Annotated in this window: 13 protein-coding genes and 1 pseudogene; 6 read left to right on the top strand and 8 right to left on the bottom strand. The window is 69.7% G+C overall.

The genetic code is table 11. The features are described from left to right. A partial coding sequence (locus C1I97_RS19170; protein ID WP_309147810.1) for a sigma-70 family RNA polymerase sigma factor occupies positions 1-827 on the top strand: 827 nt, incomplete at its 5' end. Here the strand turns inward: C1I97_RS19170 and C1I97_RS19165 are convergent. Together C1I97_RS19165 and C1I97_RS19160 are read right to left on the bottom strand one after the other, a co-directional pair. Further along, positions 781-1,260, bottom strand: coding sequence for a hypothetical protein (locus C1I97_RS19165; protein WP_111004438.1), 480 nt, complete (start codon positions 1,258-1,260; stop codon positions 781-783). The genes C1I97_RS19170 and C1I97_RS19165 overlap by 47 nt on opposite strands. A 734-nt stretch (positions 1,261-1,994) precedes the next feature. After that, complete coding sequence (locus C1I97_RS19160) at positions 1,995-2,795, bottom strand: acetate uptake transporter family protein (RefSeq protein WP_111004437.1); 801 nt, start codon at positions 2,793-2,795, stop codon at positions 1,995-1,997. A 343-nt stretch (positions 2,796-3,138) separates the two neighbouring features. Between C1I97_RS19160 and C1I97_RS19155 the strand changes: the two genes are divergently transcribed. The 5 genes and pseudogenes from C1I97_RS19155 (at position 3,139) to C1I97_RS19135 (ending at position 7,082) form a co-directional block, all read left to right on the top strand. Then, positions 3,139-3,558 carry a hypothetical protein gene (locus C1I97_RS19155; RefSeq protein WP_111004436.1) on the top strand — a complete coding sequence of 140 codons (420 nt, stop codon included), beginning with the start codon at positions 3,139-3,141 and terminating at the stop codon, positions 3,556-3,558. Positions 3,559-3,660: 102 nt separating this feature from the next. Beyond that, a pseudogene (locus C1I97_RS19150) lies at positions 3,661-3,982 on the top strand (alpha-hydroxy-acid oxidizing protein); the annotation flags it as partial. Continuing rightward, a complete protein-coding gene (locus C1I97_RS19145; RefSeq protein ID WP_111004435.1) occupies positions 3,979-4,200 on the top strand; it encodes a hypothetical protein in 222 nt (73 codons plus the stop codon). The pseudogene C1I97_RS19150 and the gene C1I97_RS19145, both read left to right, overlap by 4 nt. A 444-nt stretch (positions 4,201-4,644) precedes the next feature. Then, positions 4,645-5,556: a DMT family transporter gene (locus C1I97_RS19140; protein WP_258382641.1), complete on the top strand. Its 912-nt coding sequence runs from the start codon at positions 4,645-4,647 to the stop codon at positions 5,554-5,556. Further along, positions 5,556-7,082, top strand: a complete 1,527-nt coding sequence (locus C1I97_RS19135) for an MFS transporter (RefSeq protein WP_111004433.1) — start codon at positions 5,556-5,558, stop codon at positions 7,080-7,082. The genes C1I97_RS19140 and C1I97_RS19135 overlap by 1 nt, the downstream gene beginning before the upstream one ends. A 180-nt stretch (positions 7,083-7,262) precedes the next feature. On the opposite strand, the gene C1I97_RS19130 is transcribed toward C1I97_RS19135, so the two are convergent. The 6 genes from C1I97_RS19130 to C1I97_RS19105 all read right to left on the bottom strand — a co-directional run bounded on the left by C1I97_RS19130 (position 7,263) and on the right by C1I97_RS19105 (position 12,301). Then, positions 7,263-7,967: a haloacid dehalogenase type II gene (locus C1I97_RS19130; RefSeq protein WP_111004432.1), complete on the bottom strand. Its 705-nt coding sequence runs from the start codon at positions 7,965-7,967 to the stop codon at positions 7,263-7,265. Further along, positions 7,957-8,490 carry a hypothetical protein gene (locus tag C1I97_RS19125; protein WP_258382640.1) on the bottom strand — a complete coding sequence of 178 codons (534 nt, stop codon included), beginning with the start codon at positions 8,488-8,490 and terminating at the stop codon, positions 7,957-7,959. The genes C1I97_RS19130 and C1I97_RS19125 overlap by 11 nt, the downstream gene beginning before the upstream one ends. A 6-nt stretch (positions 8,491-8,496) precedes the next feature. Then, positions 8,497-8,856 carry a hypothetical protein gene (locus C1I97_RS19120; protein ID WP_111004431.1) on the bottom strand — a complete coding sequence of 120 codons (360 nt, stop codon included), beginning with the start codon at positions 8,854-8,856 and terminating at the stop codon, positions 8,497-8,499. Beyond that, complete coding sequence (locus tag C1I97_RS19115) at positions 8,853-10,538, bottom strand: cytochrome c oxidase subunit I (protein WP_111004430.1); 1,686 nt, start codon at positions 10,536-10,538, stop codon at positions 8,853-8,855. Before C1I97_RS19115 ends, C1I97_RS19120 begins: the two co-directional genes overlap by 4 nt. After that, positions 10,535-11,188 carry a cytochrome c oxidase subunit II gene (gene coxB / locus C1I97_RS19110; RefSeq protein ID WP_111004439.1) on the bottom strand — a complete coding sequence of 218 codons (654 nt, stop codon included), beginning with the start codon at positions 11,186-11,188 and terminating at the stop codon, positions 10,535-10,537. Before coxB ends, C1I97_RS19115 begins: the two co-directional genes overlap by 4 nt. 669 nt (positions 11,189-11,857) lie before the next feature. Then, positions 11,858-12,301, bottom strand: coding sequence for a nuclear transport factor 2 family protein (locus tag C1I97_RS19105; protein ID WP_111004429.1), 444 nt, complete (start codon positions 12,299-12,301; stop codon positions 11,858-11,860). Positions 12,302-12,446: the final 145 nt, after the last annotated feature.

Below are 12,446 nucleotides of genomic sequence, written 5' to 3'. Positions count from 1 at the left end.
CCCACGCCCCGCAGCCATCCACTCCGCCGAAACGGCCCCCGGACCGGCCGGAGGACCGGACGCCCGAGGACGAACTCATCCACCGGACGCCCGAGGACGAACTCGTCCACCGGATGGCCGCCTGCACTCCGGGAGCGGAGAAAACGGCCCTGCGCAAGGCGGTCATCACCGCCTACCTGCCCGTAGCCCGTCGACTCGCCCGGCGATACGGCTCACCACCCCAGAGCAGAGAGGATCTCTTCCAGGTGGCGTGCGTGGGACTCGTCAAAGCGGTGAACCGCTTCGATCCGTCGCTCGGCCACGTCTTTCTTGCCTACGCCGTTCCCACCATCGACGGCGAGCTCAAGCGCTACCTGCGGGACCACACCTGGAAGGTCCACGTGCCGCGCCGGGTCCAGGAGAAACACCGCCGAGTACGCCGCGCCCAGGACGGGCTGGCCAGGAACGGACGCGTCGGTCCATGCAGCACCCACGACATACAACGCCGCACCGGGATCGGCGAACACGACATTCAACAGGCACTCCAGGCCGACCAGGCCCGCAATCCGGTATCCATGGACGAGCGGCGCGCCCTCGACAGGGGTACTTCCCTGGCAGAGAGCCTCGGTGCGGAGGATCCGACACTGGAACTCGTCACCGATCTGGTGGCGCTCGGTTCTCTCATCTCACAGCTTCCGGACGGGGACCGCACCGTCCTGGAGCTGTACTATCTCCGTTCCTTCACCCAGCGGCAGGTGGCGGATGCCGTCGGGATATCGCAGATGCACGTGTCCCGTCTGCTCAACCGGACCTGTGCCTTCCTGCGGCGGAGCCTGCTGGCCAGCTGAGTCGCGTCGAGTCCCAGGGCACATGGCCGCCTGCCGTTTCAGCGCAGACCGAACAGGCAGCGCCGTAATCCCTTTCGTCCACGAAAGACCCGATGCCGAAATGGAGGAAGGGCGCAGAGAACGCCAGTATGCGCCAGCTGGAGTAGAAGTCGATGAATCTGTCCCGCAGGGCTTGCCCGAAAACCAGAAGCGCGGCGCCGCTGACCACGGTGAACAGGTCGTAGCACAGGAGCCGGTAGCGGTAGACGTGACGCAACTGCTCGAAGCGCTGCCGGGTTCCCTCGGCAACGCCGTCGGCGAGCGAGTGCTGGCCGATCACGTATCGCTGGAAGGCCAGAGCGTCTTCCGGGATCATACGGCCGAGGCCGGACAGCGTGAAGTGCAGCGCACGCCCATCCACCGCTCGCAGCTCCTCAAGCGACAGCGCTTCCACCAGGCGCCTCCTCGGGGGATGAAGAACCTGGCATCGTACGGCTCCCCCTTCACGTGGCGCTTGGCTTTTCCGCTGTTCCGTGTCGAGTGGTCGTGCCACGTCGCCCGTACTCCGTTGCCCCTGTCCGCAAGGCTCGGCGTGGCCAAGAGCCCGGGCAACGAGACAGGCCCCCAGGGGCGTGGTCCTGGGGCCTGCCGTACGAGATGGCCGGCTCACGAGAGCCGTGCCGGGTCAGTTGGCGGGCTGGCCGTCGTCGCCGTTGTCCTTGCGTCGGCGAACGATCTAAACGGCGCCGCCGCCCACGACGATCAGTGCTCCGGCGCTGCCGAGCAGCCACGGGGTGGCGTTGGCTCCGGTATGGGCGAGGGAGCCGGCCGGGGCCTTCGGCGTTGCTTCGTCGGTCGCGTCTGCTCGCGGGGAGGGCGAGGGTCAGCATCCGGCGCAGTGGAGTCCGCCGGGCTGGGCTTCGACCCACCGGAAGTCCCGTTCGGCAGACTTGTCAGCGGGCATGGACGAGCTCACCTGTCACGAGCCTCTTTGCTTTCTGCTATGACGCCACGCAGTCGGGCGACGGCTCCCCGACAGTGACTCGGCTCCTGGCAGCGCGTCATGGAGGGCATCCGTCACCGGAGCGGCCTCGGTCTGCACCACGTGCGGTCAGAACTGAGGTGCCGGAGGACATCGGCGAGATTCCGGCTGCCGCAGACCTGCCGGCGCCGGAGGCAGCGAGAGGGTCACTGGCCGGCCTTGGCGCCGGGTTCGCCGGCGGCGTACTCGATGGGCCGGGTCTGCCGGTGGCCGGGCAGGTTGCCGCGCAGGCTCCACCGGCCCAGGGGCAGGATGATCCGGCCGCCGTAGGACTGCTCCAGCATCATCGCGCCCGCCGTGTACCAGCCGGCGGCCGCGGAGGCGATCAACACCCAGCCCCCGGCCAGCACCAGGCCGTGGACCGCGCCGACGAAGCCGGCCGCGAGCAGCGCCGAGCCCGCGGCGAGCAGGCCCATGACCAGGAACATGCCCAGGTTCCGCCCGAGCGAGGCGAGCGCGCCGAAGATGGTGGTCACGGCGAGAACGATCCACCAGAAGCCGAAGGCCCGGCTGAGCGTGGTGTCCAGGGGCAGCAGGCCGTTGGCCACCATCAGCTGCGTCATGCCCCAGGCGAGCCAGAACGCTCCCCAGGTGCCGTGCATGGCCGTGGCCACGGCGTCGCGCGCCCGGTAGGCCCACATGCCGGCCGCCAGCTGGGCCAGGCCGCCGAAGAAGATGACCAGCGGGGCGAGGACGACCGGCGATACGAGCCGGTCGCCCCACCACTCGGCCAGGTTGGACGCCACCATGAACGTCGAGGAGGCGAAGCCGAACAGCCCCAGGATCGACGGTGCGGCGATCGGGGTGAGCACCACGCGGCTGCGGCCGAGCCACGCCTCGTAACTCTCCGCCTCGTCGGCCGACGGCTCGGACGGCGGCCGGGACGGTCCCTGCCCCGGCACAGCCGAGGCTCCGGACGGCGGCCGTTCTCCCGGGTATTCGGTCATGACGGGTGACTCCTTCGGGGTGGGTGGAGCTGGATCGCCGGTCTGCCGACAAGGCCCGTGGCTCCGGTCGTGCGGCATGCGGCGTGGCGACGGATCCCGTTGCCGCACGGCCGGACATCCTCCAGGAGACCTCAGGAACACGGAGTGCGCGCGTCCGCAAACCCTTCGTTGCGCCATTGGGGTGATCCCGGCCCCAGGAGACGGGCAGAGGCGCCTGTCATCGATCCCGGCCGGCGGTGTCGTCCCGCGGCGAGCGGTTCGGCATCCACACCGTCGTGGGACGGCCCGGCCCGTAGGGCGGAAAAGGGTCCGGGCGGGTGCCGCGGGGGATATCCCACCCGACGTGGACGAGGAACCACGCCGCCGGGTCGGCGCGGCTGTCCTGATGCTGCTCGCCGCCGGCCTGCCGGCAGCGGAGGCCGTCTGCCTGGGTTCGGCCGGCCTGTCGGCGATCTCCGGAATCGCTCCGCAGGCGACCGCGTCACCGTCCTTCGGCGTCCACCACGACCTGCGCTGGATGTTCGTCTACCACACCTCCTGGACGGCGTTCGGTGTCGAGCTGGCGATGTTGGTGGTCTTCCGTACGCTGCTCAACACCGCTCTGGTCGTACTCGCCTGGCCGCCGGGACCGGCCAGACCGCCGCGGCGGCGCCTGCTGCCGGCGAACGCGCTGTGCGTCCTGCTGCTCGTCGTGCTCCGCTGGAAGCGGGCACTGCAGGCGCGGCCGGGATATCGGTCTGTGTCACAGACGTCCGGGGCATGATGGCTGGTCATTACAGTCCTGCCTTGGTGGTGATCATGAGGGGGATGGCGGCGCTGGCCGCGGTCAGCACCACGATCAGGTAGAGCCCGTCCGTGATGTGCCTGCTCCAACCATGGCGGACGGCAGGCCAACGGAGGGCTGACCACGTCGGAGTGCCTGTCCGACGTGCTCGACGCTGCCGACGGGCTGCCGGTCCTGTTCGACCCGGGGGTGCGCACCGGCGCCGACATCGTCAAAGCGCTGGCGCTGGGTGCCACCGCGGTGGGGATCGGTCGCCCGTACTGCTACGGGGCTGGCGCTCGGCGGTGTCGATGGCGTCGTGCACGTACTGCGCTCGCTGCTGGCCGATGCGGACCTGGTCGCGGCCGTCGATGGGTCTCCCCCCAAGGACCTCATGCCCGAGGTATTGCGCCTCGTGGGGTGAGTGTTCCCAGATGTCGCGATCGACGGACTGACCTTGTTTGCAAGAGCAGGTTCTGGCGCAACTTCGCAGTCGAGGGTTTCTACTGCCAGCCTGGCGTCGAGGGCGCCCACGAGAAAGGGAGCGGAGTCGAGGGATGGATCGGCTACTTCCGCCGCACCCACTTCACTCCGGTGCTCAAGGTCGTCTCGCAGGCGGAGCTGAACGAGCTGATCGAGTAATGGAACCGGCACGACGGCCGGCGCCGAATCGGACCCGTCCGCGGACGGGCGACGCCACCGTCGTGCGCCTGGACTGGCATGACCCCGCCTAGAAGGCTGCCGCACCCGAGCTGGCGCCGACACCTGAACCGACCGCCCAGCCCAGGCCGCCGGCCACCTCACAGAACGAGGGCACAGAATCCTCGTCCCGTATACCCTGCATAACCAAGGCGCTCCTGGAGTCGAACACAGGAGTGGTACTGGCTCGTCACGACTGAAGCTGCTGCACTTCGCCCGCCGCGTCATCGCAGCACAACCGAGAAGAACTTGGGGCAGCCAGTTCGATGCCAGCATAAAAAGGGGCATATCGGCCACCTGGGTGGGGTGGCTTTTTTTTCTTGACCGTTTTTCTGTCCTGGTTCGGGCGCCGGTTGGTGTCACCAGTCGTGTGCGTCGGGTGGCGTCATGCTTAGTCCTCTGCTGGCCGTGCTGGCGGCCATGGCCAATGCCCTGGCTTCCGCGCTGCAGCGCAAGGCCGCGCGTGAGGAGCCCGCGGAAGAGAATCTGAGCCTGCGCCTGGTGTGGCACCTGCTGCACCGTCCGGTATGGCTGGGCGGGATCCTGTCGATCATTGCGAGTTTCCTGCTGCAGGCCTCCGCGCTGGGCTCCGGCCGGATCACGGTGGTGCAACCGCTGCTCGCTCTGGAGTTGCCGACGGCACTGATCCTGTCCGGGTTTCTCCTCGGGGGCCGGCTGGGCCGTCGGGAATGGGTGGCATCGGCGGTGATGGCGGCAGGCGTGGCCGGGCTGGTCATCGCGCTGGGGCCGGGCAGCGGGAAGAGCTCGTCCGTCTCGTGGGTGGGCTGGCTGATCGGTTGCGGAGTCAACGCGCTGGTGATCGTGGGCGGTGTGCTGTGGGCCCAGGGCGTGTCGGGTTCCCGTCGGGCGGCGGTTCTGGGGGCGACTACGGGGTGCACCTTCGGGCTGACCGCCGCGCTGATGAAAGGCATGACGAACGCCTTTTCCCACGGCCTGGTCGCCCTGTTCACCAGCTGGCAGCTGTGGGCCATGATCGCCGCCGGCGCGTGTGCGATGTTCCTGCTGCAGTCGGCGATGCAGGCGGGCCGGTTGCTGGTCACCCAGCCGGGCCTGACCATGGCCGATCCGGTGGTCGCCATCCTCTGGGGGACGCTGGTCTTCCAGGAGAGCGTGCGCGGCGGCCTGTTCATCCTGGTGGCAGTGCTGGCCGCCGCGGCCGCCGCGGCGGCGGTGATGGTCCTGTCGCGTTCCCCGCTGCTCGCCGGTGAGGCCGGCCACCGTGAGGGCGCCGGCTCGGACAGGCAGGACGAGACAGAAACGCCGCAGGCGGGGCGCTGATGAAGGGGCCGGCGCCCGCCCAGGCGCTCCTGGGACGAGGGATTCAGGCTCTGGGCGGTCCCGCCCGGGCCAGGATCGTCCTGACCCTGGCCGCCACCCTGGCGGTGGACGGCGCGGACAAGGGCACCGTGTCGGCCATGGCCTCCCAGCTGAAGCACACCTTCGGCATCAACAACACCCAGATCGGGCTGCTGGTCTCGGTGGTGGCGCTGTCCAGCGCGGTGTTCACCGTCCCTGTCGGACTGCTCACCGACCGCACCCGCCGTACCCGGCTGCTCGCCATCAGCGTGACGCTGTGGGCCGCGGCGACGCTTCTGGCCGGCGCGAGCACCTCCTACATGTGGCTGCTGTTCTCGCGCGCGGCTCTGGGAGCGGTCAGTGCCACTGCCGGGCCCACGATCGCCTCATTGATGGGCGACTACTTCCCCGTCAAGGACCGGGCCCGCATGTACGGGTTCGTGCTCGCCGGCGAAATGGTCGGCACAGGTCTCGGCTTCGCCTTCTCCGGTTCCATCGGATCCTTCCTCACCTGGCGCTTCGCCTTCTGGTGGCTGGTGATCCCCGCCGGTGCCCTGGTCTGGTTCCTGCACCGCCTGCCCGAACCCGCGCGCGGCGGGCAGCCCCGCCTGGAGCGCAACCAGGAACACCTCCCGGACGAGCGGGACGTGTCCGACGCCGACACGCGACACCAAGCCCCGCAGAGGGCGCAGTCGTCCGACTCCGACCGGCAGGACGCCGATCTGGCCGTGAGGGCCGCACAGCGCGCGCAGGTCGAACCCCACGAGCACCTCGTCCTCGACTCGGACCCCCGCAAGGCCTCCAAGTGGTGGTCGATCCGCTACGTCCTGCGGGTGCGCACCAACCTGGTCCTGATCGGGGCGTCCGCGTTCGGCTACTTCTACTTCACCGGACTGCGCTCGTTCGCCACCCTCTACACCACCCGCCACTACGGCATCGCCACCTCCGTGGCCACCTCCCTGGTGCTCGTCGTGGGCATAGGAGCGCTGGCCGGTGTCCTGTCCGGAGGGCGGATCGCCGACCGGCTGCTGCGCGGCGGACGCGTCAACGCCCGAGCCCTGGTCCCCACCGTCTGCATGCTGACCGTGCCTCTCTTCCTCGCGCCGGCCATCTACGTCTCTTCCCTGGCCGTGGCCCTGCCCCTGCTGGTCGCCGGCACATCGCTGCTGGGCGCGGCGAACCCGCCCCTGGACGCCGCACGGCTCGACATCCTCCCCCCGTTCCTGTGGGGCACGGGCGAAGGGGTGCGCACCATGCTGCGCACCCTGTGCGAAGCCGCCGCACCCACCCTGTTCGGCTACTTCTCGACCACCGTCTTCACCGACCACGGCAGCGACAGCAGCACGGGCCTGGAGTACACGCTGCTCTTCTTCCTCCTCGCCCTGGTCGCCGCCGGTCTGCTCGGCCTGGCCGCGATGCGTAGCTATCCGCGCGACGTGGCCACCGCGCAGGCATCCACCCAGCGGATCGAAGAATCCCTCCACGAACACCGCGAGCGGGAGAACTGAACGGCAGAAGACGCGCAAACTGTGTGACACGGCCCGGACTACTGCTGCAGGTGAGGTGCTCACAGGCGGCACTGGGCGACCAGAGCAGATCGACCTCGTGCGCGCGGGCCCCGGCGAGGCGGAGGAGGGCGAAGAGCGGTGAGCGGCCGGGCCGGTGCCGTGTGCTCGGCCGCGCAGGCGTCACTTCCCCTCCGCGGCCGCCGCGGCGCCCAGTTGCCGTGCGAGGTCCGCCAGCCCCGTCGCGACGCGGTCCGCGGGACGCAGGGACGAGGGATAGGGGACGGGATCGCGCCGCAGCCAGGTCGTCGTGAGGCCCGCACGGGAGGCGCCGTCGACGTCCCAGGGGTGTACCGCGACGAGCATCGCCTGCCCGGCCGGTACGCCGGTGGTGCGCAACGCGTACGCGTAGGCGGCCGGTGCGGGCTTCCAGGCACCGGCGGCCTCGACGTCCAGGTGCGCTTCGAAGCAGCCCGCCAGGCCGGCCCGGTCCACGACGGCCCGGGTGGTGTCGGCGGAGCCGTTGGTCAGGGTCACCAGACGGAATCCGGCCGCGCGCAGAGCCCGTACGCCCTCCGGGACGTCGGGGTGCGGAGGCAGTTCCGCAAGGCCGCTCAGGACATGCCGTACGGCGGCTTCGGGGTCGCGGCGGCCGGTTCCCTCCCGCGCGAGCAGGGTGCGCAGTCCGTCGCCCGCGGCGGCGGCGAAGGTGACCGTGCCGCCGGCCAGGGTCGAGGCCATGCCGTCGCGCAGCACTCCGGCGAACCAGACCGGCAGCAGCCGGCCGGGCAGGCCGACGTCCTGAAGCCGTGCCGCGAGGGGGGACATGTCGGTCAGGGTCTCGTTGACGTCGAGGAGCAGGACGCCGGGGCGGATGTCACCGGGCATGTGCGTCACCGGATGCCGTCAGAGGGAGGTCGTTCACGGCCAGCCGCTCTTCGCGCTGGGCCCAGCCCCAGGTCTGCGCCGCCGCGATGATGCCGATCGGCAGCATTCCTACGATCATGGCCAGTCCTTCCGGGGAGTGGCCGGTGGCGATGACGCCGAGCACGGGCAGGTCCAGCACAGGCATGCTGAGAAAGAGATACAGGCAGCGGCCGGCGTCGCTGAGCCGGTGCCGGGTGCGGGCCAGGACGGGGATCCAGAAGAGCACCGCGGCCGCGATCAGCACCGGCTCGGTCACCCACGCGCCGCCTGCCGGACGGAGCCCGAGGGCATCGCCCAGGACCGCCCACGCGTGCGACAGCACCAGCAGTGACAGGGCGAGACCCGGGTGCACGCTCATCCGCCCCCACAGCGGCGACCTGCGCAGACTCCACATCACCGCCGGAACCACCGCGGCCAGGATGAACCCCGAGCAGGCCATCGCCGTCACGGCCGACAACTCACCCATCTGCGTCGAGTGGTCCATTGCAGCTCATTCCTCCCTGGGGCCTGTACCGCGCACGGCCATCGCGGCCGCCACGCCGAGCAGCGGTACGGCCAGGGCCAGCAGCCACAGGCCGTAGACGAAGGCCAGCGCCACGACGAAACAGCCGAACGCGGCGGGAATCGCCGCCGCGGCCCCTCGGTTCGGCACGCGGTAGCGCACCTGCTGCTCGGGGCCGGAGCGTGAGGAGGCGAGTACGGCCAGCGCGGCCAGCCCCAGCAGTGCGACGACACTGCCCCACAGCCAGAACACCAGGGAACTTTCCCCATAGATCCCCAGCACGGCCAGCAACACACCGTTCAGTGCGCCCCAGCCGGCGACCACGAGGGCGGAGAGGTGCCGCTTCACACCCCACCCCCCTCCGCCGAGGTGGCCGGCAGGCGGCCCTCCCGCTGCCGCAGGTCGAGCAGCGGGGCGAAGCTGGTGACGGGCGGGACCGGGTGGTCCGGGGTGAAGTTCAGCCGCGGCGGCGGCGAGGTGGTGGCCCACTCCAGGGTGTACGCGTCCCACGGGTTGTCACCGGCGGGCTCAGCACGTCCCAGGGCCCGTTTACGCAGGGTCCACAGGATGTTGAGGATGAACATGAGCATCGCTGCGGCCAGGAACGCCGCCCCGACACTGGAGAGCAGGTTCAGCGGCCCGAAGCCGTCGGAGGGGGCGTAGGTCGCAACCCGGCGCGACATGCCGAGGTAGCCGAGCGCGAACATGGGCAGGAACGTCAGGTTCGTACCGACCACCAGCAGCCAGAAGTGCAGCCGGCTCAGCCGATGGCTGGGCATCACGCCCGTCACCTTCGGGAACCAGAAGTACACGGCGGCGAACAGGCCGAAGGCGCTGCCCGCGAAGAGCACGTAGTGCAGGTGGGCCACCACGAAGTAGCTGTCGGTGACGTGGTAGTCGATGACCGGGGTGCCGACCATGATGCCGGTGAGCCCGCCGATCAGGAACTGCGGGATGAACGCCAGGGCGAACAGCATCGGCGTGGGGAAGCGGAGCCGGCCGCCGATGATGGTGCCGACCAGGCCGAAGTACTCCACTCCCGCGGGGACGAGCAGCGCGATGGACGTCAGCGAGTAGTAGTCGTTGGTCGCCTGCCCGGTGGCGAACATGTGGTGGCCCCACACGCTCATCGACAGGGCGGCGAACACCAGCAGCGACAGGACGGTGCCCGTGTAGCCGAAGAAGCGGCGGCCGGCGAAGACGGCGAGCACTTCGGCCGCGGCGGCCAGGAAGGGGAAGAACATCACGTAGACGACCGGGTGGCCGTAGAACCAGAAGATGTGCTGGTAGCCGATGTTCCAGACGTTTTGCGCGAAGACGGAGGCGTCGGCGCGCCCCACGGCGAGCAGGCTCATCGCCGCCAGCAGGGCGGGGAAGGAGCCGATCACCATCAGGCAGGTGGCGATCATCGACCAGCAGAACACCGGCAGGCGCATCATGGTCATGCCGCGTGTGCGCCTGCGCAGCACCGTCCACAGCACCGCCCAGCCCATGAGGATGCTGCCGGTGACGGCCAGGAGGACCCCGCCGATCCACAGATCCGATCCCACACTCGGCGAATGGGTGTGGTCGGCCAGCGGCGGATAGGAGAACCAGCCGGCGGCATGAGCGCCGTTGGGCGTGGCGAAACCTCCCAGGATGAGCACTGCGCCCAGCACGTAGAGCCAGTAGCCCAGCAGCGTCAGACGCGGTACGGCGATGCCCGGCGCGCCGATCTGCAGCGGCACCAGGTAGATCCCCATCCCCAGCGCGAAGGGGGTCACCACCAGGTAGATCATGCCGGAGCCGTGGATGGTGAACAGCTGGTTGTACGTGTTGGGGTCCACCAGTTGCTGGTCCGGCAGGGCGAGCTGGCTGCGCATGATCAGGGCGAGGATCCCGATGAGCACCAGCAGCACCAGGGAGGTGCCGATGGTCAGCAGACCGATCCGCTTGTGGTCGGTGCTCGCCACCCAGCCCAGCCAGCCGCTCGGCGCCACCGGTCGGCCGTCCTCGCCCTCGTCCTCGGTGGCGGGAGGAGTGGCCGTCATGCCGCCGCACCTCCGCCGCCGCTCGCCTGGCCGTGCAGGAAGCGGTCGTACTCCTCCGGCGAGACCGCCTTGACCCAGAAGTGCATGGCGTAGTGCCGCTCACCGCAGAACTCGGCGCACTTTCCGAGCCAGCGGCCCTTGTGGTCGAGCCTGAAGGTGAAGGTGTTCACGTGGTTGGGGAAGGCGTCCATCTTGTAGCGCAGCTGGGGGACCCAGAAGGAGTGGATGACGTCGTGCGACGTCAGCCGCACCTGTACGGGGCGGCCCGTCGGGACCACGAGGGTCGGCAGGTTGTCACCCTGGCAGTTCGCCAGGACGCTGCGCCGCTCCGGTGACTGCGGATAGCTGAACTGCCAGCACCACTGGAAGCCGGTGACGTCGACACGGACGGGTTCGGCGGCGGGCGGCCGGTGCTCCCGGTGGTTCTGCCAGGCGGTCCAGCTCACCAGGAACACCACGAAGGCGGCGAGGACACCCACGTAGTAGGCCTCGAGCCGGGGCCGCTCCGCTTTCGGCGAGGCGGTGAACCGCCGTCCCGCGCGCCGCCGGATCAACGCGTATCCGAACAGGAGCAGCACGATCGCGAAGACGAAACACGCGACGATCGACTCCAAGGCGAACACGTCACCGAAAATGTGTCGCTGCTTCACCACAACCGCCCTTTCGGCCGAACGGCCGCTCACAACCACGTGGGTGCGGAACCGCGCGAGTGCTGTCCTCGCCGTCGTCGAACGGCAGACCCCGGCAGCCACCGACCACTCCCGTCACCCTGTCCAGAACCGGAGCCAAATGGACATTACGGACATGCGGTGCGCACCGCGAACTGACACACCGCAGCCCGCACTCCCCCGGCTTCGTGTCCGCGCACATGCCGATCGCCCGACGGGGCGTCGGCACCACTACTGCGGTAGCGGCCGCCTCGGAACGACCGCTCCATCGCCTGATGGCACATCAGGGCCGTTGCCCGTCACCGACGTCATCGACACGGTCCGCGAAGGGCGGGGCGTGGACCGCGCATTGCACGCTCGGCACTTCGGCATGGGCGGGAAGCACGACGGACGCGGGTCCGTACGGTCAACGGTGGATCTTCAAGCAGGAAGTGACATCTGATGACAGACGTGACCGTGTCGGCTGAGGCCATGGAGGAAGTACTGTCGCGGAGCATCGCGACAGCACGCTGGTGCGGTGGCGGGCCAGGCGAAGGAGACTCGGGTGTGGGTCTTTCCGAAGGTCGCGCTACGCCACCCGCTCGGCGAGTGGACCATCTCCGCCGAGGGCCTGCCCCGGCACCAGCCAGGTCGCAAGTCGGGGGGCGGGACTCAGGAAGGGGTGCACGCCTCGGCGATCGATACGCCGTTCTCGTAGAGGTGATGCCGGGTGATCCGGCCCTCCTCGACGGTGAGGCGCAGCGCGAAGGGGCCCTCGAAGGACTTCCCCGTCGCGCGCACGGTCCCCGAGAGGTACCCCATTAGGACGGCGTCGGTGCCGTCGACGAGGAACGTGTCGACGGAGGCCCGTGCATCCTCGGCCACCGTGTGCTCGGCCAGCTCCGTGAACTGGGCGGCGCATTCGGCTCCGGTGGAGCGCGGCCGGATCCACGGGACGGCGGGGTTCTCGGCGAGTAGCCAGTCGACGTCGTCCGCGAAGAGCGCGACGAGCCGCTCGACGTCCCCGGCCATCCGGGCAGCGAGGAACTCCTGGACGACGTGGCGAGTGGTGTCGGCGACGGAACTCGCGGTGGTGTCAGCGGACTTGATGGGCATGGTTGCTCCTCGGGCCTGGGTACCGGAACCCTCGTCGAGGATCTCGTTGACGTGCACCACACTGCCGCAGCAGGGGAGCGTGGTCGATTACGTCAGGGGTAATGGCCGGGTGGGGGGGCTTCTACGTCCGTCGTCGAGCCCGAGC

Origin of the sequence: Streptomyces sp. NTH33 (assembly GCF_003236365.1) — a bacterium.
Classification (GTDB): Bacteria; Actinomycetota; Actinomycetes; order Streptomycetales; family Streptomycetaceae; genus Streptomyces.
The sequence above is the reverse complement of the archived record's forward strand: the minus strand, read 5'-3'. Positions and strand labels throughout refer to the sequence as shown.

Excerpts from the sequence above, each read along its gene's own strand:
- C1I97_RS19135 (WP_111004433.1), top strand. The coding sequence starts at position 5,556 with ATGAAGGGGCCGGCGCCCGCCCAGGCGCTCCTGGGACGAGGGATTCAG.
- C1I97_RS19115 (WP_111004430.1), bottom strand. The coding sequence starts at position 10,538 with ATGACGGCCACTCCTCCCGCCACCGAGGACGAGGGCGAGGACGGCCGA.
- C1I97_RS19140 (WP_258382641.1), top strand. The coding sequence starts at position 4,645 with ATGCTTAGTCCTCTGCTGGCCGTGCTGGCGGCCATGGCCAATGCCCTG.
- C1I97_RS19130 (WP_111004432.1), bottom strand. The coding sequence starts at position 7,967 with ATGCCCGGTGACATCCGCCCCGGCGTCCTGCTCCTCGACGTCAACGAG.
- C1I97_RS19125 (WP_258382640.1), bottom strand. The coding sequence starts at position 8,490 with ATGGACCACTCGACGCAGATGGGTGAGTTGTCGGCCGTGACGGCGATG.
- C1I97_RS19160 (WP_111004437.1), bottom strand. The coding sequence starts at position 2,795 with ATGACCGAATACCCGGGAGAACGGCCGCCGTCCGGAGCCTCGGCTGTG.
- C1I97_RS19105 (WP_111004429.1), bottom strand. The coding sequence starts at position 12,301 with ATGCCCATCAAGTCCGCTGACACCACCGCGAGTTCCGTCGCCGACACC.